The sequence below is a fragment of the Mesorhizobium huakuii genome (assembly GCF_014189455.1).
Taxonomy (GTDB): domain Bacteria; phylum Pseudomonadota; class Alphaproteobacteria; order Rhizobiales; family Rhizobiaceae; genus Mesorhizobium; species Mesorhizobium huakuii_A.
In genome coordinates this window covers 1,295,901-1,321,901 of sequence record NZ_CP050296.1, presented here as the reverse complement: position 1 = coordinate 1,321,901, position 26,001 = coordinate 1,295,901, and the positions used below count along the sequence as shown (strand labels likewise).

Sequence of the window (26,001 nt, the reverse complement as noted above, 5' to 3'; positions counted from 1 at the left end):
ATGTCCTTGCGTCCGCCAGCTCATCTCGCCGGCTCTCCGGCCGCTGAAGCAGCCTTCGACGCGCTTGGCCATGAAATCCTGGCCGAGAAGGCGGCGGCCCTCGGCCGCGCCGGCCAGCGCGTCGAGGAAACGCTGGCCAGGTTGCGCGCCAATGGCGACGAGCAGTTGCGCCCCAAGCTTCTCAAGGCGGCCGCCGAGGCGGTGCACGGCTATTTCATCCAGCGCGAGTTGTGTGGCTTGCGCAAACACGATGGCGTCATCCGCGAGTATGACATACCCAGGGCTGTGCTGGTCAGGCTTGGCGCCAAATAGGGGTCACTCCAGCCACTTTGTGATGAACGTGCCGTTCTCGTGGATGTCGGTCGTTTCCAGCGGACCCGGACCGAGATTGGTGAATTTGTGCGGCGTATGGGGCGGCACGATGACAATCTGGCCGGCGGAAGCCTCGATTTCCTTGTCGCCGACGGTGAACAGGCCGGTGCCCTGGCGGATGATGAAGATCTCGGCGTAAGGGTGGGCGTGCAGCCGCGGGCCGCCGCCTTCATCAGGCAGGTAGTTGAAGATCAGGCAGGAGTTGGAACCGTAGGCGCCGCATTGCAGTTCGCCCTTCCAATGGTCGGAGCGAACAGCCCATTCCTCACGGTCTATGACGTGTGCCATGCCTGGGAAGATAGATCACACCGGCGCCCTCTGTCGAGGCAAGCCAGGGCCTTGGATTTTGCTGATATTTCCCGGCTGTTTAGCCGCCTTTTGCGGCCGTTCGCCGTCCCGCCGGGCAATAGGGGATTTTGTCCCCGCGACAATCTGCCCTTGTGCCTTGACCCGTCTGGACAAAAACGGGCTTCACGCATAAACCGAAGTCCAAATGCCGGAGGAATTCGCTAGCCTGTTCGCCATGCGCTGTCGGGTTGGCGTGATTGAGCGGGGAACAAGGCTCGGCCACCGGCGCGGAAGAGGCGAAAGGATCAGGCACCCGTGAGCGCAACCGACATCCACGATCCCAATCGTCGAGATTTTCTTTATGTCGCCACGGGCATGGCCGCCGTGGTCGGCGCCGGTGCCGTCGCCTGGCCGTTCATCGACCAGATGCGTCCCGATGCCTCGACGCTGGCGCTCGCCTCGGTTGAAGTCGATGTCGCCTCGCTGACGCCGGGCATGTCGCTGATCGTCAAGTGGCGCGGCAAGCCGGTTGTGGTGCGCAACCGCACCGAAAAGGAAATGAAGGACGGCGAGGCCGTCAACCTTTCCGACCTGAAGGATCCGATCGCCCGCAACGCCAATCTGCCGGCCGACGCGCCGGCGACCGACGCCAACCGCACCACGCCCGGCAAGGAAGCCTGGATGGTGATGGTTCAGGTCTGCACGCACCTCGGCTGCATTCCGCTCGGCCAGGAAGGCGATTTCGGCGGCTGGTTCTGCCCGTGCCATGGTTCGCAATACGACACCGCCGGCCGCATCCGCAAAGGCCCGGCGCCCGAGAACATGGCTGTGCCGGTATTCAAATTCATTTCCGATACCAAGATCCTTATCGGTTGAGGCAGGGGGATATTTCGATGAGCGAGGGACACTCGACCTACACGCCCAAAACCGGTATCGAACGCTGGTTCGACGCCCGCATGCCGCTGCCCAGGATGGTCTATGACAGCTTCATCGCCTATCCGGTGCCGCGCAACCTCAACTACATGTGGACCTTCGGCGGCATCCTGGCGATCATGCTGGTTTCGCAGATCCTGACCGGCATCGTGCTGGCCATGCACTACACGTCCGACACCAATCTCGCCTTCGGTTCGGTCGAGAAGATCATGCGCGACGTCAATTCCGGCTGGCTGTTGCGCTACATGCATGCCAACGGCGCCTCGTTCTTCTTCATCGCCGTCTATCTCCACATCTTCCGTGGCCTCTATTACGGTTCCTACAAGGCGCCGCGCGAGCTGCTCTGGATCCTCGGCTGCATCATCTACCTCCTGATGATGGCGACCGGCTTCATGGGCTACGTGCTGCCATGGGGGCAGATGAGCTTCTGGGGCGCCACCGTCATCACCGGCTTCTTCAGTGCCATTCCGCTGGTCGGCAACTGGATCCAGCAGCTGCTGCTCGGCGGCTTCTCCGTCGACGACCCGACGCTGAACCGCTTCTTCGCGCTGCACTATCTCTTGCCGTTCATGATTGCCGGCGTCGTCGTGCTGCACGTGTGGGCGCTGCATGTCGTCGGCCAGTCGAACCCGACCGGCATCGAGGTCAAGTCGAAGACCGACACCGTCGCCTTTACCCCTTACGCGACCATCAAGGACGCGTTCGGCATGATCGTGTTCCTGTTCATCTTCGCCTATTTCATCTTCTTCCTGCCGAACTATCTCGGCCATCCCGACAATTACATCGTCGCCAACCCGCTGAAGACGCCGGCCCACATCGTGCCGGAGTGGTACTTCCTGCCGTTCTACGCGATCCTGCGGGCCATCACCTTCAACATCGGGCCGATCAATTCCAAGCTCGGCGGCGTGCTGTGCATGTTCGGCGCCATCGTCATGCTGTTCCTGGTGCCGTGGCTCGACACCTCCAAGGTGCGCTCGGCGGTCTACCGGCCCTGGTACAAGCTGTTCTTCTGGCTGTTCGTGGCCGATGCCATCCTGCTCGGCTGGCTGGGCTCGCAGCCGGCGGAAGGCGGCGGTCTGTTGACCCTCCTGATAGGTGAGTTCACGGGCAACTACGTTGGCTACGCTCAAGCGGCGACGCTGTTCTACTTTGCCTTCTTCCTGATCGTACTGCCGGTGCTTGGCCTGATCGAGACGCCGCGCAGGCTGCCGAACTCGATCACCGAGGCGGTGCTCGAAAAGAACAAGGGTGGCAGCGGGCATCCGGCGGGCGCCACGGCCGCGCCAGAGACCAAGGGCTGAGCGGTAGAGAATCTAAGGGGATTTGGCATGAAAAAGATTCTCACCTCGCTGGCGCTGATCGGCCTTGTGGCCGCCGGCACCGCCGCCTTCGCGGCCGAAGAGGCGCACAACGCGGCAGCACCCACGCATTTCCCGATCAACGAGCCGAAGGAAATGAGCTGGAGCTTCACCGGTCCGATCGGTACCTATGACAAGGGCCAGCTGCAGCGCGGCCTGAAGGTCTACAAGGAAGTCTGCTCGGCCTGCCATTCGATGAATTTGGTGGCGTTCCGCACGCTGGAAGGCCCAACGGGCCTTGGCTATTCGGATGCGCAGATCAAGTCTTTGGCAGCCACCTACACCATCCATGACGGCCCCAATGATGCCGGCGAGATGTTCGACCGTCCCGGCAAGCCGTCGGACTATTTCCCGGCGCCGTTCGCCAATGTAGAGGCCGCCGCGGCCGCCAATGGCGGTGCGGCACCGCCCGACATGTCGCTGCTGGCCAAGGCGCGCGGTGTCGAGCGCGGCTTTCCGCAATTCGTCTTCGACATCTTCACCCAGTATGATGCCGGCGGTCCCGACTACATCCATTCGCTGCTGACCGGCTACGACCAGACGCCGCCGGCCGGCATGGTCATCCCCGAGGGTACGCACTACAACCCGTACTTCATGTCCGGCGTGTCGCTGAAAATGCCCAAGCCGCTCTCCGACGGCCAGGTGACCTATGATGACGGTGCACCGCAGACGGTCGACCAGTATTCCCGCGACGTGGCTGCCTTCCTGATGTGGGCGGCCGAGCCGCACATGGAAGCCCGCAAGCATACCGGCATCAACGTGCTGTTTTTCCTCCTGGTGTTCGGTGCGCTGGTCTATCTGGTCAAGCGCAAGGTGTGGGAAGGCGTGGCGCACTAGGGCCTGCCGATATTCAGGTGAGGCCGGTCTGCAAACAATGGCTTCCTGCGCTTCCGGTGCTCACGTACTTTAAGTACGCTCCGCTCCGGTTCTCGGAAACCATCGTTTTCGACTCGGCCTGACCTGAATCTCTAGAGGCCTTGAGCCGTTCTGAAGCCAATACGATCACAAAAGGGCGCCTTGAGGCGCCCTTTTGTATTTCCGGAGGCGGTGATGTCACATGGCCGTCATCGCCCATAGCGATCCTGCGTCATTCAGAACAAAGGATCGCACCCATGAAGAAATACGCATCGCTGGCGGCTGGTCTGCTGCTTCTGGTCATCGGCTCGGCCGCACAGGCGGAAGACGCAAAACCCTTCGTCACCAACAAGGACATCGACCTGACGATGATCCTGCCGCCGCCGCCGGCCAACGATTCGGCGCAGACCAAGGCCGAACTCGGCGAGGTGCTGACACTGCAGGTGACCCGCACGCCCGAGATGGTGGCCAGTGCGGTTGCCGATGCGGAGGAGAATGTCTGGCGCTTCGCCAATGTGATGGGGCCGAATTTCACCAAGGAGAAGCTGCCGAAGTTCAGCGCCTTTTTCGATCGCGTGGTCGAGACCGAAGGCGCCGTCGTCGATCCGGCAAAGGATGTCTGGAAGCGCCCGCGTCCGCACCAGCTCAGCGATCTCGTCAAGCCGGCGGTCAAGCTGTCGAGCTCCGGCTCATGGCCGTCCGGTCACGCCACCGTCGGCACCATGATGGGCATCATTCTGGCCGATATGGTTCCGGAGAAGCGTGCCGAGATCATGGCCCGCGCGGCCGAATACGCTCACAACCGTGAGGTTGGCGGTATCCACTATGCGTCCGACGTCGAGATGGGCAAGATTTCCGGCAGCGTCATTGCTGCTATCCTGCTCAACCGGGACGACTTCAAGGCCGAATATGAAGTGGCCAAGGCCGAGCTTCGTTCCGGCCTCGGCATGTAAGTCCTAAAGCGCGTCGCGTCGAAGCGGATTCACGCGACGCGCTGCTCTCTGCGCGCGCCAGCCGGGACGTCGGTTGGTCTTCGTTCTCGCGCAGAGGCCTCCAGGAGACTGAAGCCGGCACCAGCTCACTGCGTCGACACTTGCACCGATATTGGAAAGGCAAAGTACAGATTGCAGGCAAGAAGCTCGATACCTCGTTTTCCCAGGCGAGCGAGAGGCTCAGGCGCTTCAACGCCAACAGTTGCGCTGCCTTTGCCCTTCGTCTGCAGTGCGACGAGAGCATCATAGACTGCGCGACGCTCGCGGACGGATGCCTGCTTCGGATTTTCAGGGTAATAAACGGGGATCGTCAAAATCAGATAGTCCATCCGACAGCGCGGCGCCGAAATCGCGATTGCCTTCCTGCGCAGAGCAATCTCGAACGCGCCGGACCGTTCGTCGAATCCAGTCATCCATTGTCGACGCGTATGCAATTGTCCAAGCGCGTCGCCGACCACGAAATCTGCCGGACGTAGCACGATTGTCCAACTGGCCCGCTCGGCAGCTGAGACGGCTGCCGGCGCCCAGCTCAGGAGCGAGGTTGCCATGATGACGGTCAGTATTTTTCGCATAAGATGGGTCATGTAGCGACCATGGCTCGACCGGAAGGGGCGCTTCAGGCGCCCCTTTTTACCCCTATGCGAGCGTTCGGCAACCCGTCCTTTGGCATAGCGCGGCGCTCAACAGATGCGGATCGAGATCGTGCGGGTTATGAAGCTGATGGGCTGCAATTCGATCGGACAAGTGCCGCATGCCAATCTCCGGTGCAGGGAGCCGAACGGAAGGAGCGGATCATGGCGAACGGAATGGGTACGGACGAGGATGTGATACGGGCCGTCATCGACCGGCAGTTTGCCAGCCTTAGCTGGGATGAGAGTATCGCCCCAGGGTGGGATGATTTCGCCGCCGATTTCCTGGATGGCGCCAGCCTCTATCCGGCGGCCCGCCCGGCAAGACGCATCGGTGTTGTCGATTTCGTCGAGCGGATGCGCGGCCTGTCACGCACGTCGCTGCGATCGCTCCAGGAGACCGTGCTTGGGGCCGATATTCGCGTCTTCGGCAACATTGCGATCGCGGCTGTCGCGGCCGAGATGATCGAGAACAGTGCCGAGACCAGCCGGTCCATGGAAATGCTGTTGCTGGTGAAGAGCGAAGGGCAGTGGAAGATCGTCGCGCAGGCATGGGACAGAGCGAGCGAGGCCAATCCTTTGCCGGATGCGCTTGTCTCGGGCGTCACATCGCGCTAGCCGTTGTCGGTCGCGTCGGGTTTGGTCCCTGCGCCGTTCGCACTTGCCAGCTGGATCATCCGGAGCCGCCTTATGAAATCCTCGCTCGAAGACACGCTGCTGGCCGCGATCCGCACCATTCCGGACTATCCCAAGCCCGGCATCCTGTTTCGCGACATCACCACGCTGCTCGGCAATGCGCGCGCTTTCCGCCGTGCCATCGACGAGCTGGTGCATCCCTATGCCGGGCAGAAGGTCGACAAGATCGCCGGCATCGAGGCGCGGGGCTTCATCCTCGGCGGCGCCGTCGCCCACCAGCTGTCGGCCGGCTTCGTGCCGATCCGCAAGAAGGGCAAGCTGCCCTATGAGACGGTGCGCGTCGCCTACAGCCTGGAATACGGGCTGGACGAAATGGAGATGCACAAGGACGGCGTTGCCCCTGGTGAGAAGGTGATCCTCGTCGACGACCTGATCGCCACCGGCGGCACGGCGGAAGCGGCGGTCAAGCTGCTGCGCCAGATCGGCGCCGATATTTTGGCCGCCTGCTTCGTCATCGACCTGCCGGATCTCGGCGGGCGGGCCAAGCTTGAGGCGCTTGGCGTGCCGGTCAGGACGCTGATCGGGTTTGAGGGGCATTGAGGCAGCTTTTCCCTCGCCCCGTTTACGGGGAGAGGGACAGCGGAGCGAGCAACGCGAGCGCAGCAGGGTGAGGGGTAAGTACGACCGTCGAGTTTAAGACACCACCGCTGGCGCCGCCCCTCATCCGCCCTTCGGGCATACCGGCCCTTCGCTATCGCTCCGGGCGTTCGTCGTTCGGAAAGCCAAGCAATTGGCTTTCCGTCCGCGTTGCGGACCACTTCTCACCCCCGTAAACGGGGCGAAGGAAGAAATCACTCCACCTTCACCAGCACGGCGCTTTCGAACTCCAGCACCTTGTCGCCGGTCGAGATCGAAAGCTTCGGCGCGCAGCGACAGCATTCGCCAGCTGGGGCGCGAGACGATGGGGCGATGGGACAGCGCGGTGCGGCTGAAGGTGACGGTCTCGCCGGCGAAGACCGGCTTCAGCCACTTCAGGTTCTTGAAACCGGGCGAGGGGCCGAATTCCGGGACCGGACCGGGGCCGTTCCAGCTGGCGCCCTCGGCATCCATGCGGTTTTCGAGGTTGAGCTTCATCCAGGTGGCGGCGGTGTGCCAGCCGGAGGCGCAGAGCCCGCCGAGCACGCTCTTCCTGGCGGCCTCTTCGTCGATATGGAAGATCTGCGGATCGTATTTTCTGGCAAAGGCCTTGATCGCCTCGGGCTCGAATGTGTGCGAGCCCAGCGTCATCGTGGTGCCGATGCGGAAGAATTCATCCAGGGTCATGCCGCATTCCCCGCCGCATCACGCGTCAGGAACATGACGGAATTCTCAAGCTCGAAGACGCTTTCGCCACGCTGGTTGACCAGCTCGCTGCGCATGGTGACGAAGCCGAGTTGCGGCTTCGATTTCGACGGGCGCTTGGCGAGGACAACCAGGTTGCCCCTGAGCGTATCGCCGGCCAGGACCGGTTTCTTCCACTTAACCTGATCGACGCCGGGCGCGCCTTGGCAGGTGGAGTCCAAAAGGAAGGCGTCGCACAGCATGCGCATGAACATGGCGCAGGTGTGCCAGCCTGAGGCCGAGAGGCCGCCGAGAATGCTGGCCTTGCCGGCTTCCTCGTCGAGATGCATCGGCTGGGCGTCGAATTCGCCGGCGAATTCGACGATCTCGGCCGCGCTTACCTGTTTGGCGCCGAGGTCGAACGAGGCCCCCTCGACGAAATCCTCATAGGCCCATGTCTTTGCGGTCATGTCGGTAATCCGGTTAATCCCCAGAGATCGGGCAACCCGGATGCAGGCCGGCAGCGTTTTGGTCAAGTCCTTTCTGGTGAGCCAGCCTGAGGCAGCAAGCGGGGCGGCAGAGGTCAGAGCCAGCCGCGGCGGCGGAAATACCAGAAGGGCAGGATCGCCGACAGGATCATCAGGCCGATGGCGAAGGGATAGCCGAGCTGCCATTTCAGCTCCGGGATGATGTCGAAATTCATGCCGTAAATCGAGGCGACCAGCGTCGGCGGCAGGAAGATGACGGCGGCGACCGAGAAGATCTTGATGATGGCGTTCTGCTCGATCGAGATCATGCCGAGCGTAGCGTCGAGCAGGAAGGAGATCTTCTGCGACAGGAAGGTGGCGTGGTCGGCGAGCGACAGCACGTCGCGCGACAAGGTCTTGATGCGGGCGCGGACATCCTTGCTCATCTTGGTCTGGGTGGCGACATGGGCGAGGAAGCCGGCGAGGCGCTGCAGCGAGATCAGGCTGTCGCGGATCGAGGAGGCGATGTCTTCCTTGCGGCCGATGGCTTTCAGCAGTTCCTGGAAGTCGCGGTTGCGCTTCGACACTTTGGTCGAGCGCGCTTCGAAAATGTCGCGCGAAATCCCCTCGATGTCGCGGCCGGCGCGCTCAAGGATGTCGGCGAGACGGTCGACGATCGCTTCCAGGAGGCCGATCAGGATGGTGTCGCCGCTGGTGCAGCCGGTCGCCACCTTCTCGGCGCGCAGCGGGAAGGTCTTGAACGCTTTCGGTTCATGATAGCGAATGGTGATCAGCCTGTTGCCGGCAAGCGCGAAGGTGACCGGCGACATCAGGGGGTCGTCGACCTCGGTCTGGGCCGGCAGAGTGGCGGTCATGAAGTAGGCGCCATCCTCGATATAGAGGCGGCTCGAAATCTCGATCTCCTCCATCTCCTCGCGGGTCGGGATGGCGACGCCGAGCCAGCCTTCGATGGTGGCCTCTTCCTCCTTGGTCGGACTGATCAGGTCGGCCCAGACGACCCTGTCGCCATCCGCCAGCAGATCGTCGACGACGCGCAGGCGATCATTGTCCACGACAAATGCCTTGATCATCGCCAGATCTCCCCTGCCAGATAAGGTTTGTTAAGATTGACGCTGGTGTCGGATTGCGCAGCGCTTCGTCGCATGCGCCGAGCGCGTGCCTGCCGCTTAGACCTGTGGCATGACAAAATCAAGACAAGCCCGCGCGGGGCTGGCCCGGCATCGGCCGCTCAGAAAAATTCATCGAGGAGCCGGTACCAGGAAAGCTTCGCCGGCTCGGTTTTCGGCGGCCCGTAGCGTTCGAGAAAAGGCTCAATCCAAGTCTCGCCGATGTTATAGCGGATGCTCCAGCAGGCAAGCGCCAGATCCTGGTGGCGATCGGAGACGCCCAGCCGGCCACAATCGATGAAACCGCTGAAACGGCCTTCGGTCGCCACGACATTCGGCAGGCAGGCGTCGCCATGGGTGACGACAAGGTCCTCGGTTGCCGGCCGAAGCGCCCCAAGCTCGGCGAAGACCTCGGCGGCGCTCCGCCCCTGCCGTTCATCGTCGAAATCGCTTTCGTCGACTTCGCCGGCTTCCATGCGGGCTTGCGCCGCCGCGATCCGCCGGTCGAGGCGATGGTCGAAGGGCACAGGAGCGGATGTCGAGCGTATGCAGTTCGCGAAGCGCGCTGGCCATGACGTCGATGACATCAGCCGGATCGAGCGCTGCCGACGCCAGATCCTCGCCGGCGACGGCTGACATCAGCAGCCAGTCGTGACCGGCATGGCTTTCCAGGGCGATCACATCAGGGCAGGCGATGCCTTGGTCGGCAAGCCAGCGCAGCCGTGCCGCCTCGTCGGCGAGTTCGGCAAAGGGGCCGCTGCGCTCGCACTTCAGGAACAGGGCCGGCTTGCCATCCGCCACCAGCCGGAACACGCCGGCCTGGGACCGGCCGATGGTCTGCCGGTGCCAGCGATAGCCGGAAACCAACGGACGGAGCCTGTTCGGCAGGTCGGTTTCCAAAGGAGGGCTGGACATCGCCTGCCGCTTGAGGCGTCACGTATTGAACTTGAACAGCAGGACGTCGCCGTCCTGGACGACATATTCCTTGCCTTCGTCGCGCGCCTTGCCGGCTTCCTTGGCCGCCACTTCGCCGCCCAGCGTGATGTAGTCGTTATAGGCGATGGTCTGGGCGCGGATGAAGCCGCGTTCGAAATCGGTGTGGATGACGCCCGCGGCCTGCGGGGCCTTGTCACCCTTGTGGATGGTCCAGGCGCGCGTTTCCTTCGGGCCGGCGGTGAAATAGGTGATGAGGTGCAAGAGATCGTAGCCGGCGCGGATGACCTTGTTCAGGCCGGGCTCGTCGAGCCCGAGCGAGGACAGGAATTCCATCTCTTCTTCGTCCGAGAGCTGGGCGACCTCAGCCTCGATCGCGGCCGAGATCACCACGGTGCCGGCGCCTTGCGCGCTGGCCATCTTTTCCACGGCCCTGGTGTGCTCGTTGCCGGTGGCGGCATCGGCCTCGGCGACGTTGCAGACATAGAGCACCGGGTGCGAGGTCAGAAGGTTCAGCCCCTGCAGGATGCGCAAATCCTCGGCCGAGATGCCCTTGAGCAGGATGCGGGTCGGCTTGCCGGCTTGCAACAGCTCGAGCGCGGCCTCCATCATCGGCAGCACGGTCGTCGCTTCCTTGTCCTTGCTGCCGGCGCGCTTGCGGATCTGCACGATGCGGCGTTCCAGGCTGTCGAGGTCGGCGAGCATCAGCTCGGTCTCGACCGTCTCGGCATCAGCGACCGGGTCGATGCGGCCCTCGACATGGGTGATGTCGTCATCCTCGAAGCAGCGCAGCACATGCACGATGGCGTCGACCTCGCGGATGTTGGCGAGGAACTGGTTGCCCAGCCCTTCGCCTTTCGAGGCGCCGCGCACCAGGCCGGCAATGTCGACGAAGGAGATGCGGGTCGGGATGATCTCCTTCGACTTGGCGATCGAAGCGATCTTCTGCAGGCGCGGATCGGGCACCGCCACCTCGCCGGTGTTCGGTTCGATGGTGCAGAACGGATAGTTGGCGGCCTGCGCCGCCGCCGTCCTGGTCAACGCGTTGAAGAGCGTCGACTTGCCGACGTTGGGCAAGCCAACGATGCCGCATTTGAAACCCATTGTGTCCAGTCCTATCGGGAAAAGCGAAATTTGATGAGGGCTATGGGCGATAGGGGTGATCAACGTCAAGCCCCCAGCGGGAATGGGCGGCCTGGCCGAGGCGAACCTATGGCCGGCGTTCAGCCTGCCAGGTCTCGCAGTCTGGCGAGCCGGCGGGCCTCCTGGCTGACAAAGGCGGGATCGTCCCCGAGAACGGCGAGGGCGCGCCGAGCGCTCGAGCGCGCGCGGTTCATGTCGCCGAGTCCGGCATGGCACTCGGCCAGCTCCTCGTGAATGTATGGCGCCTGATCGCCGTCGACTTCCGCCGCCCTGGCCACCTCTTCGGCAAGCCGTCGGGCCTCTTCGAGGCGGCCGAGCGCGCGCAGCGTCCTGACGACCGCGTAGCGGGCGATGCGCATCTCCCGGGCCTGGCCGCGCGACTGCCGCACCGCCACCGCCTGCTCGAAGACAGGCAATGCATCGTCGAACCGGCCGGCGTCGAAATAGGACCAGCCGAGATTGTTGAGCAGGGGGCCGCGCCATGGCTCTGCCTGCGGATGTTCGCCGACATAGGCAAGGCCAATCGCGGTCCATTCGACGGCGTCGTCGGGTGTTCCGACGATGGCGAGCATGTGGGCGGCATCGGCCGCCAGAATATGCGCGCGTGCCTCTCGTGCCAGCCGCCATGCCTCCTCAAACAGCGGCCGCGCCAGATCCCGCTGTCCTGCCGAATTGTACAGCCGGCCACGCTCGATCGCGCATGTCGCACGCCGAGCGGGATCGTTGCCGGCAAGAAGCGTGGCCCGGTCGATCAGCTGATGAGCCGTCCCGAAATCGCCGGCCAGCCCCAGTTGCCTGGCCTCCCCGGTCAGATTCGAAACATCATCCGCCATGCCGGTCTCGCTGCTACCGATCTTGCCAGTACGCGCCAGTGCTAGCGTGGGACGTCGCCTGCCGGCAAGGCGGGCCGGCGCCAGGCACCGATCACGCGTTCGTCAATACGGCGTGATGCTGGCGCGGGCTAATTTAGCGATGTCGCGTGACGACAGTTCCACAGAGAGGGAGTTCTGAAATGACCGAATTCAAGCTTTCCCGTCGTGACAGTCTGCGCAGCATCGCCGTGCTCGGCATGGCTGGAGCAGCCGTTGCCGGCAGCGCAACGGTTCTTGCAACCAGCACGGCCGAAGCCGCGCAACCGCATATGAACAAGGCGCTGAATGATCTCCAGGCAGCGCTCAATCAGTTGCAGGCGGCCCTGCCGGACAAGGGCGGTCATCGCGTCAAGGCGATCGCGCTGGTGAAGGACGCGATCGATGAGACGACCAAGGGCATGGCCGTCGGCGCAATGTAGTTCTGCACGGTTGGCGCTGCCTATGGCCAGGCGGCGCCGGTCGCTTCAGTCTTTACCGAACAGTTTTTTCAGCATGGCCGCCATCGGGCCGGTCTCAGGCAGTTTGGCGGGCGCCTGCGGCGGGCGTGCCTGGCGGATGTGGCTCTGCTGCTTGGGCGCCTGTTTCTGCGCCGGCTTGTCCGGCTCGGGTGCGGCCTTGCCCTGGACGGCGAGCGCGGCCTTGTTCATGAAGCCGGATTCGTCGCCCTTGACGATCATGGCGGCGTTGTCGGCGATCGCGTCGAGCAAGGGATCGAGCCATTCGCGGTCGGCCTTGGCGAAGTCGCCGAGCACATGATGCTGGACCATTTCCTTGACGCCGGGATGGCCGACGCCGATGCGCACACGGCGATAGGCGTTGCCGACATGGCCGTCGATCGAGCGGATGCCGTTATGGCCGCCGGCGCCGCCGCCGGTCTTGATGCGCAGCTTGCCTTCGGCAAGATCGATCTCGTCATAGAAGACGGTGAGGGCGGAAAGGTCGAGCTTGTAGAAGCGCAGCGCTTCGCCGACCGACTGGCCGGACAGGTTCATGAAGGTCTGCGGCTTGATCAGGACGATCTTCTCGCCGCCGAGCGTGCCTTCTGAAATCAGGCCGTGGAATTTCTTCGACCAGGGCGAAAAGGAATGGCGGCGGGCGATAGCGTCCGCCGCCATGAAACCGACATTGTGCCGGTTGCCAGCGTATTTCGCGCCCGGATTGCCGAGGCCTGCAAAGACAAGCATCGTCTGCTCCGGGCGGGAAAGAGTTACTTCTCTTCGGCGGCAGGAGCCGCTTCAGGTGCAGCCGCTTCGACCGTCTCTTCAGCCTCCGGTTTCATCGCCGACGAACCGGCAATGGTCGCGATGGTGAAGTCGCGATCGGAGATGACCGGCTTGACGCCGGCCGGCAGCTTGACCGCCGAGATGTGGATCGAATCGCCGATGTTGGTGCCGGTGAGATCAATGGTGATGAATTCCGGGATCGCATTGGCCGGGCAGTGGAACTCGACTTCGTGACGCACGATGTTGAGCACGCCGCCGCGCTTGATGCCGGGCGACTTGTCCTCATTGATGAAGTGGACAGGCACGTCGACATTGACTTCGGTGTCCTTGCCGATGCGCAGGAAGTCGACATGGACAGGGAAATCCTTGACCGGGTCGAGCTGGAAGTCCTTCGGCAGGACCTGGATCTTCTTGCCGTCGACATCGATCGTGGCGATCGTGGTCAGGAACCCGCCGCCATGGATCTTGTAGTAGATGTCCTTGTAGGTGAGAGCGATTGCCAGGGGAGGCTGCTTGTCACCATAGATTACTGCAGGCACTTTACCGTTGCGGCGAACTGCACGGGCGGACCCCTTACCGACCTGTTCGCGCGCTTCGGCCTTGAGCTCGTAAGTATCGTGGCTCATGGCTTTTCCTTTCGCGTGTTATGGAGCGTTTGCGGCAGGCAATGTGCCCAAGCCGTAAACGTCGAAAGCCGCCAGACCTGGATGTCCGAATGAGGGCACCCGCTTTGAGACGGAGCTTTGTTCGGGATCACAAGGGAAGGCAGCCTTCCGCCGCGTTGCCTCCAAGGGTGTCTACGCGGGTGGCGGCTCTATAGCGGAAGGCGGCCGGAGGTGCAAGCCGGAGGCTGGAGGCGCCTGCGGGCACCTCGTGCGGTTCAGCATTCCCGGCTAGCCGGTCGGCTTGGGATTGCAACATTTCAAACGGGCCGGTCGCCGAAGCGATTGAACTTCATACCGCCCCGGGACCCACCTCGCTAGCTGAGCTGCCCAGCGGCTTTCGAGATGAGCTGGGTGATCTCACGCGGGTGAGAGATCAGCGACAAATGACTTGCCTTCACCTCGATGGTCTTGGCGTTCATGCGTTTGGCCATGAAGCGCTCGAGATCCGGGTTGATGGTGCGGTCCTCGGTCGAGACGGCATACCAGCTCGGCTTTGAGCGCCAGGCCGCCTGGGTTGTCTTTCCGGAGAAAAGCTGATCCGAGATCGGCCCCTGGACGGCATAAAGGATGCGCGCCTTCTCGCGAGGAATACCACCGGCGAAATCCCGCAGGAAAGCCTCCTCGCTGAGCTTGCCATAGCCTGCGGACCAGACAAGGCCCGCCGAGGCGGGCGGCGGCGCGAAAGTCTTGGCGAGCGCCGTGTAGTCTTCGCCGGCATCGGGCGCGCGCGCCGCGACATAGACGAGCGAGGACACTTTTGGATCCGCCCCTGCCTCGCTGACGATCATGCCGGCAAAGGAGTGTCCGACAAGTATCGTCGGTCCATCCTGGAGAGCGATCGCACGGCGCGTTGCCTCGACGCCTGCCTCCAGCGTGGTCAGCGGGTGCTGGACGACGGTTGCATTGAAGCCGGCCTGCTGCAGCAGGCCAACCACCTCCGACCAGCACGAGCCATCGGCATAAGCGCCATGGACGAGGACGACGTTGCGAACCCTGGGGCGCACCTCGGGGCGAATCTTGGAGCTCGTCTGGGCTCGCGCCTTGGCGGAGCCGGCCAGTATGCTCGTCGCCACCCCGGCGACGAGCGCGGTGGAAAAAGTACGCCTATTCAACATGATCGTGGATTCCTTGAGAGGTTGGCAGATCGCGCCCGGATTTCGGCCGGGACGCGCCGCAAGTGCTTTACCCGGCGCCTATGTCCAGTCTTCGCAAGCTACCGAGCGTCCGTTACAGCCGTCACCGCTTCGTGATCGCAGGCCTTCGGCCGGGCTGGCGTCTGTCGCGGCCGGTCGATGGCTCCAGGCGCCTTCTCAGAGCGCTTTCCAGGCGTCTGGGGGTTTCGGGAGAAAAGCTAGTTACGGCTGGATCGAAATGGTTAGCGGTCGCCACCCAGCGCATCCCGCAGCGCCTGGATTTGCCGGTTCAGCGCATCAAGTTGCGCCAGCGTCATGCCGGAGCGTTCGATCAAGGTCTCGTTCAGGCAATTGCACTGGACAAGCAGCGCGCGCCCGGCGACTGTCAGGTCGACCTGCACTTGGCGCTCGTCGGTATGGCTGCGCTGGCGGGTCACAAGGCCGGCCTGTTCCATGCGCTTGACCAGTGGTGTGATGGTGCTCGATTCCAAAGCGAGCCGGTGGGCGATCGAGCCGACCGACATGCCGTCGGCCTCGGCAAGCGCGTTGAGCACGAGATATTGCGGATAGGTGATCCCCATCTCGTCCAGCATCGGCTTATAGGTGCGATTGATCGCCATTGAGGTGGCGTAGAGCGTGAAACAGAGCTGGTTGTCCAACGGGAGAGGCACGACGCGTTCCTTTTGCCGACGTAGGAAATTCGGTACCACGAAAAATGATATCGCGATACATATTTTTTGTAGACAAGGGTTCAGGGCTGCGCTAGCAATATCGATATCGCGATATTGTTTACCGCGACAACAATCAAAGGAGATTGAGATGGCTTCGCAGACGAAATCCGGTTCCGGCAGCGGCACGATCACCACCAAGGACGGCACGCAGATTTTCTACAAGGACTGGGGAACCGGTCAGCCCATCGTCTTCCATCATGGCTGGCCGCTGAGCAGCGACGACTGGGATGCCCAGATGCTGTTCTTCCTGGCACAGGGCTACCGCGTCATTGCCCATGACCGGCGCGGCCATGGCCGCTCGACCCAGACGGATATCGGTAACGAGATGGACACCTATGCGGCCGATGTGGCTGAACTCGCGGCGCATCTCGACCTCAAGAATGCCATCCATGTCGGCCATTCGACCGGCGGCGGTGAGGTGGCGCGCTATGTCGCCAAGTACGGCTCGGGCGGCCGCGTCGCCAAGGCGGTGCTGATTGGCGCTGTGCCGCCGATCATGCTCAAGACGGCTGCCAATCCCGGCGGCCTGCCGATCGAGGTGTTCGATGGCTTCCGCGCTGCCCAGGCAGCCAATCGCGCCCAGTTCTTCCGTGACGTTCCGGCCGGGCCTTTCTACGGATTCAACCGTCCGGGCGCCGAAGTCTCGCAAGGGGTCATCGACAATTGGTGGCGCCAGGGCATGATGGGCGGCACCAAGGCGCACTATGATTGCATCAAGGCTTTCTCGGAAACCGACTTCACCGAGGATTTGAAGGCGATCGACGTGCCGGTGCTGGTCATGCATGGCGACGACGACCAGATCGTTCCGATCGCCGACTCGGCGTTGTTGTCGATCAAGCTGCTCAAGAAGGGCGAGCTCAAGGTCTACAAGGGTTTCCCGCACGGTATGGCGACAACCCATGCGGATGTCATTAACGCCGACCTTTTGGCCTTCTTCAAGGCATAGGCCTTCCGCAGGATAGGCAAGGCACCCGCCCATCCGGGCGGGTGCCTTTTCATGTGAATTCCGATCCGCCGGGTTTAGGCCGCGGCCTGCGCCTTCCTCGCTTCCTTCATGTTGGGCAGGAACACCGTCAGCAGCCCAAGCAGCGGCAGATACGAGCAGATCTGGAAGACGAAATCGATGCCCTTCATGTCGGCGACAACGCCGAGCACGGCGGCGGCAATGCCGCCCATGCCGAAGGCGAAGCCGAAGAAGATGCCGGCGATCATGCCGACGCGGCCGGGTACCAGTTCCTGCGCGAAGACGACGATGTTGGAGAAGGCCGACGACAGGATGAGGCCGATCAGCACCGTCAGCACCATCGTCCATTCCAGGTTGGCGTAGGGCAGCGCCAGCGTGAAGGGCAGCACGCCGACGATCGAGAACCAGATCATCGCCTTCTGTCCATAGCGGTCGCCGAACGGACCGCCGAGCAGGATGCCCAGCGCCGAGGCGCCGAGGAACAGGAACAGCATCACCTGGCTCATCTGCACCGACACGCCGAACTTATGGATGGAGTAGAAGGTGTAGTAGCTGGCGAGGCTGGCGATGTAAGCGTTCTTGCTCAGCACCAGCAGCGTCAGCACGACCAGTGCGCTCATCACCTTGCGGCGCGGAAAGGGCGAGACGAAGCTTGCCGCTTTTCTGGCGCCTTGCGCGGCGCGCAAGCGGCTGTACCAGCCGCCGACCTGCCACAAAACGACAATGCCGATCAGCGAGCCGACGGCGAACCAGGCGATGCTGGTCTGGCCGAACGGCACGACGATGAAGGCGGCCAGCAGCGGCCCCATCGACTGGCCGAAATTGCCGCCGACCTGGAACAGCGATTGCGCCAGGCCAAACCGGCCGCCAGAAGCAAAGCGCGCTATGCGCGAGGATTCGGGATGGAAGATCGCCGAGCCGATGCCGATCAGCGAGGCGCCGATCAGCAGCAGATAGTAGTGCCCGGCATAGGCCAGCACGACCAGGCCGATCAGCGAAGAGGCCATGCCATAAGGCAGCGAATAGGGCATCGGCCGCTTGTCGGTGATCATGCCGATCACCGGCTGTAGCAAGGACGCCGTCACCTGGAAGGTGAAGGTCAGCAGGCCGATCTGCCAGAAATCAAGGCCGTAATTCTGTTTCAGCAGGGGATAGATGGCCGATAGCAGCGACTGCATGATGTCGTTGATGCAATGGCAGAAGCTCACCGCCAGGATGACGGTGAAGGCCGTCGCCTGGGCTGAGGCGTGGCTGGCGCTCGCTGGTGGCGCGACGCTGGCGGCTGTCGTATCGGTCAAGGCAGGCTCCGTGGTCTTTTTGGCGGGCACGCCCGCAGGGCAAGCTGGCGGACGCTCCTGCGGCCGCCTTAGGGACGGTTGCCTTATAAGCCGCTTGTCGCGCGACTTCTTTCGTGGTTTGGTCCAATAGTTTCGCAAGTGGGCCATAGCCGATGCCACATGGCAGGGAAATCTTCCGCGCCGGCAATGCCGATCTCGGCCAATTGCACCAGAGCCGCTGGCAATGGCTGGAGGAGGTCGCCGGGCCGGCGGTGGCGTTGCCGACCGAATATCCCGACGGTTACCACGTGCCGCAACACCGCCACAGCCGCAGCCAGTTGCTGCATGCGCTGGTCGGCGTCGTGCTGGTGACGACGCGGCACGGGCGCTGGATGGTGCCGCCGGACCACGCAATGTGGATCCCGGCCGGCACGGAGCATTCCGTCGAGATGCTGGGCGATGTCTCGATGCGCTCGGTATACGTCATGCCGGGCGCGATCCCGGGGCTGCCGGAAGGCTTACGCGTCGTCGGCGTCACCGAGTTGATGCACAGCCTGATCGTGGAATCGGAGAAACTGCCGCAGGGCGGCGAGCTGGAAGGGCGCGGCGGGTTGATCATGAAGCTGTTGCTGCATGAAATCCCGACCTTGCCGGAACGGCCGCTCGGCCTGCCATTCCCGTCCGATCCAAGGCTGGCGATGCTGTGCCGTCGTTTCGTCGCGGCACCTTCGCCGCACGCGACGATCGACGAATGGGCTGACGCCGCGGGCATGAGCCGGCGCTCCTTCACGCGCGCCTTCCAGCGCCAGACCGGCCTGTCGCTGTCGACATGGCGCCAGCAGGCCTGCCTGTTCGCGGCGCTGCCGCGGCTCGCCGATGGCGAGCCGATCACCAGGGTGGCACTCGACTTGGGCTATGACAGCGTGCCGGCCTTCATCACCATGTTCAAGCGCATGCTGGGCTCCTCGCCGCGCGGCTATATGCGCGGCGCGCGAGACAATGGCGAAGGCGTGCGGCGAGGCCCGCCTCGCCTTGAGGGCCCGGCGCCGTGAGGCAATCCCAGGAAAAGCGCGCAAGCGGTTCCTGGGAAAACGGCGTCACACTTTTCCTGGAATCGCTCTAATCGAACAGGCTCGACACCGATTCCTCGGTTGCCGTGCGCGAAATCGCTTCGCCCATCAGGTCGGCGATCGAGATGACGCGGATGTTGGGGGCGTCGAGCACGCCTTGCGTCGGCTGGATGGAATCGGTGATCACCAGTTCCTGCAGCTTCGAGCCGCTGATGCGGGCGACCGCGCCGCCCGACAGCACGCCATGGGTGATATAGGCGGTGACGCTGGTGGCGCCATTGGCCAAGAGCGCATCGGCGGCGTTGCACAGCGTGCCGCCGGAATCGACGATATCGTCGATCAGCAGGCAATCCTTGCCGGCGACCGCGCCGATGATGTTCATCACTTCCGATTCGCCTGGACGCTCGCGGCGCTTGTCGACGATGGCGAGCTGCGCGTCGAAGCGCTTGGCCAGCGCCCGCGCTCGCACCACGCCGCCGATATCGGGCGACACCACCACGACATTGCCGAGCTGCTTGTATTTCGCCTTCACGTCGCGAGCCATCACCGGCACGGAAAACAGATTGTCGGTCGGGATGTCGAAGAAGCCCTGGATCTGGCCGGCATGCAGGTCGAGCGTCAGAACACGGTCGACGCCGGCGCGGGTGATCATGTTGGCGACCAGCTTGGCCGAGATCGGCGTGCGGCCCGACGCCCGGCGGTCCTGTCTGGCGTAGCCGAAATAGGGAATCACCGCCGTGATGCGTTTGGCCGAGGAGCGCATGAAGGCGTCGATCATGATGAGCAGTTCCATCAAATGATCGTTGGTCGGGAACGAGGTCGACTGCAGGATGAAAACATCCTCGCCGCGCACGTTTTCCTGGATTTCGACGAAGATTTCCTGGTCGGCGAAGCGCCTGACACTGGCCTTGCCCAGCGGGATGTTGAGATAGCGGGCGACCGCTTCGGCCAGCACCCTGTTGGAATTGCCCGCGAAGAGTTTCATGCACCGTTCCTGGTGGGGGATGGGAAGGCCTGACAGACTCTCCCGTACCTTTTAACCGGGCTTTTAGCGGCCCGCGCTGGTATTGCAAGCGCCGAGATCGGGAATCCGCCGGCTAAACTCAAGAAAGCTGTTCGGCATCACCAACTGGCAACAGTGAGCAGCGGACGTTCGCTGCTCTCTTACCTCGTTCGAGCATCGGATTTTCCCCAAAACCGTTTCCACTTTTGGGTCCGATGCCCTAGCCAGCCTTGCCGCCAAGGAATGCAGCGAACTGGTCGATGGTCTGGTCGGCGATCGCCTGCATGGTGGCGGGCGAGACCGCCTTCCAGCTGTCGGCGCCCGCGCCGGCGCCGGAATTCACGGAAGGCGCCTTCATCTGGCCGTTGATGCGGTGCAGGCGGTTGCCCGAGGGATCGTAGACGTCCCAGACATAGATGACGGTGGTGTCCTTGCCCTCCGAAATCGCCGAGAAATAGCCCTTCAGCACATGGGTCGCGGTCTGGTCGGCGCTGCCGGCAAGCGTAATTCCACGCTGCTTGGCGCGCGTCTGCAGTTCCGCAGTCAGCGGAGTGGCGGCTTCCACCGAAGCGCCGACAATCGGTGCGATCTGCAGCCGCGTCTTCGACAGGATGGCAGCGCTTTGGGCCGAGTTGAGCGGCGTGGTGGCGGTTGCGGCTCCGGCCGTGGTGGTGGCAGGCGCGGCGGGTGACGTCGCGGGAACGGTGGTCGCGGTACTGCCCGGCGCTGTCGGCCCCGAAGTCGCCGGCGGGGTGATGGCGGAGGGTTCGAGAACGTCCTTTGCGTTGGTGCAGGAGGCAACAGCCAATGCCACAAGCAATGACACGGTCGTCACATGCGATCGTCTCATTTGCCTTCTAACTCCTTGGCGAAGAACGCCTCCCATTATGGATTCACTGTACGATCAAGTCGAGATCATGGCGGGAAAGCGGCTTCGGCTGGGATTCGGTGGTCAGGTAGGTGCGGCCAAGCGTCATTGCCGTCTCGGTCTCGGAATCCATGATGATCATGTGGGCGAACAGCGTCATGTGCGGTGCGATCGGCTCGGGGTTGCCCTGGTAGAACATCGGCATGTCCATCCAGGACGGCGTGAAGCGGGCGCCGACGGAGTAGCCGCAGGCGTTCAGCCGGTGCTTGGTCAAGCCGTGCGCTTCCATGGTGCGGGCGTGGGCGTCGAAGACATCGCCGAACGTATTGCCCGGCGTCATCACTTTTTCCACCGCGAGAAGGGCGGCACGCGCGGCGTCGAACAGTTCCTGATGGCGCTTCGACACTTTGCCGGTCAGCACGGTGCGCATCATCGGTGCATGGTAGTGGTGGAAGACACCGGCCCATTCGAGTGTCAGCTGGTCGTTCTTGGTGAGCTTGCGGCGGCCGGCCTTGTAGCGGCAGAGCAGCGCATCGACGCCGGAGCCGATGATGAACTCATTGGCGGGATAGTCGCCGCCGCCGGCAAAGATCGCGCCCTGCATGGCGGCGAGGATCAGCGCCTCGTCGCCGCCCTGCTTGATCAGCGGCAGCGCCGCGTCCAGCGCATCGTCGGAGAGGTTGGCGGCCTTCTCGGCCTTGGCGATCTCGGCCGGGCTCTTGAACAGGCGCAGCCGGCCGACAATGCCGGACGCGTCGGCGATCTGGCCGAAGGTCTGCAACTGCTCGTCCAGCCGGCGGCCATTATAGGCGGTCAGGCCGTGGGTGTCGTATTCGACGCCGATGCGGGCGCCGAGCAGATTGAGATCGTTGAGCAAATTGCGCAGGTCGACCGCCGGGTTGGCGCCGTTGCGGTCGGTCCACAGCACGATGTTGTCGATGATCGAGGTGTGACGCGCCTGGCGCAGGTCGGCCGAGCGGGTCAAAAGCACCATCGAGCCGTCGGCCTTCACCACCAGGCACTGGAAGAAGCAGAAGCCGAACGTATCGTAGCCCGTCAGCCAGTACATGCTTTCCTGCGCGAACAGCAGGATGGCGTCGAGTTTCTTCTCGGCCATCTCGATCATCAGCCGGTCGCGCCGCGCGTCAAATTCCGATCGTTCAAAATGCAGCGCCATTATTCATTCTCCAAAACGATGGCCGAAACCTGCCGGCCGTAATCGGGCTCCTTGCGGTGCGTGGTGCGCCGGTAGGAGTAGAAAAGGTCTTCCTCGGCATAGGTGCAGCGGCCTAGTCCCTCGGCGATCACGCCGGCCCTGGCCAGCCGGTCGACCGTGTAGCGGTTGAGGTCGAACATCGCATGGCCTGATGTGGCGGAGGGCGCGAAATAGCCGATGTTTCCCGCGTCGGCCTCGACGAAGCGGGCGATGAATTCCGGCCCGACCTCGTAATTGTCGGGGCCGATCGAGGGGCCGAGCACGGCGACGATGTTTTCGCGCCGGGCCCCCAGGCTTTCCATGGCGGCGATGGTGTTTTCCAGCACGCCGGTAAAGGCGCCTTTCCAGCCGGCATGTGCCGCGCCGATGACGCGCGCCCCGGCATCGGCAAACAGCACCGGGCCGCAGTCGGCGGTCGAGGCACCGATGGCGATGCCCGGGCGGTCGGTGACGATGGCATCGGCCTTGGGCCGTTCGCCGGCAAAGGGTTCCCTCACGACAACGACGTCGGGGGAATGGATCTGCCAGGCGGTCAGCAGATGGCTCGTCGGTACGCCCATCCAGGCGGCGACACGAGCGCGGTTTTCGGCCACCAGCGCCTTGTCGTCATCCGACCCGGTGCCGATGTTGAGGCCCTGGTAGATGCCGGTCGAGACGCCGCCGGCGCGGGTGAAATAGCCGTGGCGGATGCCTTGTGCCTGCGCCTTGTCCAGCAGCGGCGACCGAATGGGATCCGGTTTGGTCTGATTCAGCATGCGGGCGTTGTTGTCCGTGTGGGCGGTTTCGTCAAGAAAAAGTCCGGAAGCGAAGCGGCCGGCGGTTCGGCCGCTCTTTTACCGGACGGGAGATTGGGAGGGGCAGCGGTGAAAAGTCAATCCGCCGTGGCAAACGGCCGGACGGTCACACCGCGCGGCAGGACTGCGAGCACCTTGAACAGCTCGCCCATGGCTTGCGGGCCGGCGAGACGCTCGACATCGCCGGTGATCTTGTCACGGGCCGACTGGCCGGCATCGGCGCCAAGCCGACCGGCGCGCTCGAGAATGCCCATGCCGAGCAGGAAATCGCCTTGCGTCGACAGATGGGCGTCGAGACCATGCGCGCGCACGGTCGCGGCAAGGGCGGCGAAATCGACATGCGAGGTGAGGTCGGCCTCGCCGGGATTGGCCAGCACATCTTCGTGACTGTGCCGGCGCAAGGCCTGCAGCGTGTCGCCGACACCCGGCTGCAGATGGCCATAGTCGAGGAACAGCCCGGCGCCATTGTTTCGGGCGATGCGCTCGGCGATGGCCGCCATCAGCCCGGTGCGCGCCGGCGCCACCTCGACGATCGCGCCTTGCGGCGCTTCAGCCGCATCGACGGGCAGCAGCGTCGGGTCGACCGAGCCGGCGCCGGCGAAGAAACAAAGGGTGTCCTCGTCGAGGCCGACCATGCGCTCGCGCCAGCCGATGCCGGCGCGGACGAACTGGCGGATCGGCACGGCGTCGAACAATTCGTTGCCGACGATGAGCAGCGGCTGCTGGGGCAAGGTCTCGATGGTCTCGTGCCAGCGAACCGCGAAAGGTGTCGCGCCGAGCGTCTGCTTCTGGATCTCGGTCAGGCGCGGGCTGGTCTCGATCATGGCGAAGGCGGCGCCGTTGGCCAGGTCAGGATCGAGCCGCGACAGCGTTCGCAGCGCGTCGTTCATCAGCGTGCGCGGCCAGGACCGATCTCGGCGATGGTCACCGGCATCGGCCGACCGATCGCCGCCCAAGCCTGGTAGAGCCAGACGGCGACAAGTTCACCGAACATCTGGCTGATCTCCGGCGCGGTAATGAAGTCGCCGGCGGCGCCGAATGGCTCGCGCGTCGTGTAGTAGCCGTCCGCGGGATCGAACAGGCACATCGCCATATATTCGTTGACGGGAAGGGGCCCCAGCGCCTCGATCAGGTCGACGATGCGGGTCTTCAGCCGCGTCATGTCGCCTGCGGCTGCGATTGCGTCACCGGCTTGGCGGTCGCCATCGCCCAGATGCCGGCCAGCACCATCGGCGTCGACAGGATCATGCCCATGGTCAGCCAGGTGGTCCCGAGGAGGTAGCCGAGCTGCTGGTCAGGCTCGCGGAAGAATTCGACGAAGATGCGCGACAGGCCGTAGCCGCAGATGAAGGCGCCGCCGACGAAACGCGGCATTTTCAGCTTGAGGCGCGAATGGGTGAGGATGCGCAGGACCAGGAACAGCACCAGCCCCTCGAGCAGGGCCTCGTAGAGCTGGCTCGGATGGCGGGTAAACGGTCCGCCATTGGGGAATTCGATTGCCCAAGGCACGTCGGTCGGCCGGCCCCAAAGCTCGGAATTGATGAAGTTAGCGACGCGCACCAGACCGAGCCCAACCGGCACGCCGGCGGCCACGACATCGAACAGCGACCAGGTGCGGATGCCGCGCTTGATGGAAAACAGCGTCATGGCGAGGATGACGCCGAGCAGGCCACCATGGAACGACATACCGCCTTGCCAGACGGCGAAGATGTCGAGAGGGTGCGCGATGTAGCGCGCCAAATCGTAGAACAGCACATAACCGGTGCGGCCGCCGAGGACCACGCCGATGGCGGCCCAGACGATGAAATCGTCGAGGTCTTCCGGTTTCATCGGCAGGATGCCGTCGGGCCACAGTTTCGGGTTGGCGGCGAGCCGCTTGGCATACCACCAGGCAAACAGGATGCCGACGATGTAGCCGACGCCGTACCAGTGCACCGCCAGCGGCCCGATCTGGATGAGGATCGGGTTGATGTTGGGGAAGGGTAGCGAGGCCAGCGGCAGCAGGAAATATTCGTTCAACGGGGAGCTCTCGGTTGCGGTCGCATTCGGGCGCGGACCATGCGGCAGGGTTTTGGCAGGGTCAAGGCAACGTCGTCGCCGTCAAATGTCGCGACGAATCCACCGCGAGCCATCGCGCCGTGAATGGTGAGCTCAGCCCTTGGCGGCCACCCACTGCCGCAACGCGTCGTTGATCCTGTCCTGCCAGCCGGGACCGTCCTCCTGAAAATGATCGAGCACGGCCCGGTCGATCCGGATCGAAACAAGCTCGCGGACATTCGGGGCGGATGAGGGTTCGCGAATGGGCGCTGCCGGTTTCTTGACCGGCTTGAAGGCCGCCTCGGCGGCTGCGAACGGATTTGTCGGTCGGCGCGGGGGCGTTGCCATTTGGTGACCCTGATTGGAGACGACTCATGCTTGACGCAAGTCGCGATGGAAACGCCACAATAGGCGACTTGGCGTCATCCCGTACAGAAGGTTGCGGTCGAATTCGACGCAGACCATACCGAAGAACTTTGGCTGGTCACGCAAGGTCGCGCCGTCAATTGTCAGGGAACAAGATCGCCCCTAGGTCCATTCCACCATGCAGGATATGCAGTATTTCCACGGTGTCGGCACTGGCGCGGTAGAAAATCAGGTAGTTGCCATGGACGCGCCGGCGGATGCTTGAGGATCGATGCCGCTCAAAGAACGGATATCGCTCCGGCATGGTGCGCAACTCCACACAATCGCGGCGCAATTCCTGGATAAACGTGACGGCCCGAAATGGGCTGTCGAGCGCGATGTAGTCGCCAATGGCTTCGAGGTCTGCCTCGGCCTGATCCGTAAAGACCAGCCGCTTCACTTGGTTTTCGCTGCCATTGCCTTGTATTTGGCCTCAAGCCTGTCCAGCACTTCGTCGCCGGGCTTAACCCGGCCACCATCGGCATCGGAAATGCTTTTTGCTAGGGTTGCATCGAGGGCGGCGAGCCGCTTCTCCCGCTCTTCAACGAGGCGAACGCCCTCGCGCAGCACTTCGCTCTTCGAATTGTAGCGGCCGGTGCTCACGAGCTGGTTGACGATATCCTCGAGACGACTGCCTAAGTCTGCGCTAATGGCCATGATGGCGCTCCTGCAAAACGTCCAGGAACAATA

Annotated in this window: 29 protein-coding genes and 3 pseudogenes; 10 read left to right on the top strand and 22 right to left on the bottom strand. The window is 63.4% G+C overall.

Going from position 1 to position 26,001, the window contains the following annotated elements:
- Positions 1–312 (top strand): DUF6665 family protein, encoded by a 312-nt coding sequence (locus HB778_RS06640; RefSeq protein WP_183462474.1) that lies wholly within the window; start codon positions 1–3, stop codon positions 310–312.
- Positions 313–315: 3 nt separating this feature from the next.
- Here HB778_RS06640 and HB778_RS06635 read toward each other — a convergent pair whose 3' ends face one another.
- Positions 316–660 carry a cupin domain-containing protein gene (locus tag HB778_RS06635; RefSeq protein WP_095201909.1) on the bottom strand — a complete coding sequence of 115 codons (345 nt, stop codon included), beginning with the start codon at positions 658–660 and terminating at the stop codon, positions 316–318.
- A 375-nt stretch (positions 661–1,035) separates the two neighbouring features.
- On the opposite strand from HB778_RS06635, the gene petA reads away from it, so the two are divergent.
- The 4 genes from petA (at position 1,036) to HB778_RS06615 (ending at position 4,759) form a co-directional block, all read left to right on the top strand.
- Entirely contained in the window at positions 1,036–1,536 is a 501-nt protein-coding gene (gene petA / locus HB778_RS06630) for a ubiquinol-cytochrome c reductase iron-sulfur subunit (protein WP_236952375.1), read from the top strand.
- Positions 1,537–1,553: 17 nt separating this feature from the next.
- A complete protein-coding gene (locus tag HB778_RS06625; RefSeq protein ID WP_183462473.1) occupies positions 1,554–2,894 on the top strand; it encodes a cytochrome b in 1,341 nt (446 codons plus the stop codon).
- A 27-nt stretch (positions 2,895–2,921) separates the two neighbouring features.
- Positions 2,922–3,788, top strand: coding sequence for a cytochrome c1 (locus HB778_RS06620; RefSeq protein ID WP_183462471.1), 867 nt, complete (start codon positions 2,922–2,924; stop codon positions 3,786–3,788).
- A gap of 275 nt (positions 3,789–4,063) precedes the next feature.
- Positions 4,064–4,759: an acid phosphatase gene (locus HB778_RS06615; protein WP_183462468.1), complete on the top strand. Its 696-nt coding sequence runs from the start codon at positions 4,064–4,066 to the stop codon at positions 4,757–4,759.
- Between the two features lie 125 nt (positions 4,760–4,884).
- Here the strand turns inward: HB778_RS06615 and HB778_RS06610 are convergent, their stop codons facing one another.
- Complete coding sequence (locus HB778_RS06610) at positions 4,885–5,382, bottom strand: hypothetical protein (RefSeq protein WP_183462466.1); 498 nt, start codon at positions 5,380–5,382, stop codon at positions 4,885–4,887.
- Between the two features lie 210 nt (positions 5,383–5,592).
- Here HB778_RS06610 and HB778_RS06605 point away from each other — a divergent pair, with 210 nt between their 5' ends.
- A complete protein-coding gene (locus HB778_RS06605) occupies positions 5,593–6,045 on the top strand; it encodes a nuclear transport factor 2 family protein (protein WP_183462464.1) in 453 nt (150 codons plus the stop codon).
- A 72-nt stretch (positions 6,046–6,117) separates the two neighbouring features.
- Positions 6,118–6,663, top strand: a complete 546-nt coding sequence (locus tag HB778_RS06600) for an adenine phosphoribosyltransferase (RefSeq protein ID WP_183462462.1) — start codon at positions 6,118–6,120, stop codon at positions 6,661–6,663.
- 251 nt (positions 6,664–6,914) lie between these two features.
- On the opposite strand, the pseudogene HB778_RS06595 reads toward HB778_RS06600, so the two are convergent.
- The 6 genes and pseudogenes from HB778_RS06595 to HB778_RS06570 form a co-directional block, all read right to left on the bottom strand.
- Positions 6,915–7,386, bottom strand: a pseudogene (locus HB778_RS06595) (MaoC family dehydratase).
- Positions 7,383–7,853, bottom strand: coding sequence for a MaoC family dehydratase (locus HB778_RS06590; RefSeq protein ID WP_183462460.1), 471 nt, complete (start codon positions 7,851–7,853; stop codon positions 7,383–7,385). Before HB778_RS06590 ends, HB778_RS06595 begins: the two are co-directional and overlap by 4 nt.
- A gap of 113 nt (positions 7,854–7,966) precedes the next feature.
- Positions 7,967–8,941, bottom strand: a complete 975-nt coding sequence (gene corA, locus HB778_RS06585; protein WP_183462458.1) for a magnesium/cobalt transporter CorA — start codon at positions 8,939–8,941, stop codon at positions 7,967–7,969.
- A gap of 158 nt (positions 8,942–9,099) precedes the next feature.
- Positions 9,100–9,892: pseudogene (locus HB778_RS06580) on the bottom strand (APH(3')-II family aminoglycoside O-phosphotransferase).
- Between the two features lie 18 nt (positions 9,893–9,910).
- Positions 9,911–11,014, bottom strand: coding sequence for a redox-regulated ATPase YchF (gene ychF, locus HB778_RS06575; protein ID WP_183462456.1), 1,104 nt, complete (start codon positions 11,012–11,014; stop codon positions 9,911–9,913).
- Positions 11,015–11,133: 119 nt separating this feature from the next.
- Positions 11,134–11,886: a tetratricopeptide repeat protein gene (locus HB778_RS06570; protein WP_183462454.1), complete on the bottom strand. Its 753-nt coding sequence runs from the start codon at positions 11,884–11,886 to the stop codon at positions 11,134–11,136.
- Positions 11,887–12,065: 179 nt separating this feature from the next.
- On the opposite strand from HB778_RS06570, the gene HB778_RS06565 reads away from it, so the two are divergent.
- Complete coding sequence (locus HB778_RS06565) at positions 12,066–12,344, top strand: hypothetical protein (RefSeq protein ID WP_210308068.1); 279 nt, start codon at positions 12,066–12,068, stop codon at positions 12,342–12,344.
- Between the two features lie 45 nt (positions 12,345–12,389).
- Here the strand turns inward: HB778_RS06565 and pth are convergent, their stop codons facing one another.
- The 4 genes from pth to HB778_RS06545 form a co-directional block, all read right to left on the bottom strand.
- A complete protein-coding gene (gene pth / locus HB778_RS06560) occupies positions 12,390–13,109 on the bottom strand; it encodes an aminoacyl-tRNA hydrolase (protein WP_183462452.1) in 720 nt (239 codons plus the stop codon).
- Positions 13,110–13,132: 23 nt separating this feature from the next.
- A complete protein-coding gene (locus HB778_RS06555) occupies positions 13,133–13,774 on the bottom strand; it encodes a 50S ribosomal protein L25/general stress protein Ctc (RefSeq protein ID WP_096449327.1) in 642 nt (213 codons plus the stop codon).
- A 353-nt stretch (positions 13,775–14,127) separates the two neighbouring features.
- Positions 14,128–14,931: an alpha/beta fold hydrolase gene (locus HB778_RS06550; protein WP_183465021.1), complete on the bottom strand. Its 804-nt coding sequence runs from the start codon at positions 14,929–14,931 to the stop codon at positions 14,128–14,130.
- Positions 14,932–15,188: 257 nt separating this feature from the next.
- Complete coding sequence (locus tag HB778_RS06545) at positions 15,189–15,617, bottom strand: MarR family winged helix-turn-helix transcriptional regulator (protein WP_183462451.1); 429 nt, start codon at positions 15,615–15,617, stop codon at positions 15,189–15,191.
- Between the two features lie 148 nt (positions 15,618–15,765).
- Between HB778_RS06545 and HB778_RS06540 the strand changes: the two genes are divergently transcribed.
- Entirely contained in the window at positions 15,766–16,623 is an 858-nt protein-coding gene (locus HB778_RS06540; protein ID WP_095201889.1) for an alpha/beta fold hydrolase, read from the top strand.
- Positions 16,624–16,697: 74 nt separating this feature from the next.
- On the opposite strand, the gene HB778_RS06535 is transcribed toward HB778_RS06540, so the two are convergent.
- Positions 16,698–17,939, bottom strand: coding sequence for an MFS transporter (locus tag HB778_RS06535; RefSeq protein WP_183462449.1), 1,242 nt, complete (start codon positions 17,937–17,939; stop codon positions 16,698–16,700).
- Between the two features lie 152 nt (positions 17,940–18,091).
- On the opposite strand from HB778_RS06535, the gene HB778_RS06530 reads away from it, so the two are divergent.
- The gene (locus HB778_RS06530; RefSeq protein WP_183462447.1) at positions 18,092–18,970 is read left to right on the top strand and encodes an AraC family transcriptional regulator; all 879 of its coding nucleotides are present in this window, start codon (positions 18,092–18,094) and stop codon (positions 18,968–18,970) included.
- A gap of 67 nt (positions 18,971–19,037) precedes the next feature.
- Here the strand turns inward: HB778_RS06530 and HB778_RS06525 are convergent, their stop codons facing one another.
- From HB778_RS06525 to HB778_RS06485, 9 genes and pseudogenes are all read right to left on the bottom strand, one after another.
- The gene (locus HB778_RS06525) at positions 19,038–19,973 is read right to left on the bottom strand and encodes a ribose-phosphate pyrophosphokinase (protein ID WP_019860650.1); all 936 of its coding nucleotides are present in this window, start codon (positions 19,971–19,973) and stop codon (positions 19,038–19,040) included.
- 238 nt (positions 19,974–20,211) lie between these two features.
- Positions 20,212–20,841, bottom strand: coding sequence for a hypothetical protein (locus tag HB778_RS06520; RefSeq protein WP_183462445.1), 630 nt, complete (start codon positions 20,839–20,841; stop codon positions 20,212–20,214).
- 43 nt (positions 20,842–20,884) lie between these two features.
- Positions 20,885–22,036: a M24 family metallopeptidase gene (locus tag HB778_RS06515; protein WP_183462443.1), complete on the bottom strand. Its 1,152-nt coding sequence runs from the start codon at positions 22,034–22,036 to the stop codon at positions 20,885–20,887.
- Entirely contained in the window at positions 22,036–22,830 is a 795-nt protein-coding gene (gene pgeF, locus HB778_RS06510; RefSeq protein ID WP_183462441.1) for a peptidoglycan editing factor PgeF, read from the bottom strand. The genes HB778_RS06515 and pgeF overlap by 1 nt, the downstream gene beginning before the upstream one ends.
- Before the next feature lie 116 nt (positions 22,831–22,946).
- Positions 22,947–24,031, bottom strand: a pseudogene (locus tag HB778_RS06505) (class I SAM-dependent methyltransferase).
- Complete coding sequence (gene lgt, locus HB778_RS06500) at positions 24,028–24,888, bottom strand: prolipoprotein diacylglyceryl transferase (RefSeq protein WP_183462439.1); 861 nt, start codon at positions 24,886–24,888, stop codon at positions 24,028–24,030. Before lgt ends, HB778_RS06505 begins: the two are co-directional and overlap by 4 nt.
- Positions 24,889–25,020: 132 nt before the next feature.
- Entirely contained in the window at positions 25,021–25,254 is a 234-nt protein-coding gene (locus HB778_RS06495; protein WP_183462437.1) for a BrnA antitoxin family protein, read from the bottom strand.
- Positions 25,255–25,408: 154 nt separating this feature from the next.
- A complete protein-coding gene (locus tag HB778_RS06490; RefSeq protein ID WP_183462435.1) occupies positions 25,409–25,711 on the bottom strand; it encodes a type II toxin-antitoxin system RelE/ParE family toxin in 303 nt (100 codons plus the stop codon).
- Positions 25,708–25,968, bottom strand: a complete 261-nt coding sequence (locus tag HB778_RS06485) for a type II toxin-antitoxin system ParD family antitoxin (RefSeq protein ID WP_183465020.1) — start codon at positions 25,966–25,968, stop codon at positions 25,708–25,710. Before HB778_RS06485 ends, HB778_RS06490 begins: the two co-directional genes overlap by 4 nt.
- Positions 25,969–26,001: the final 33 nt, after the last annotated feature.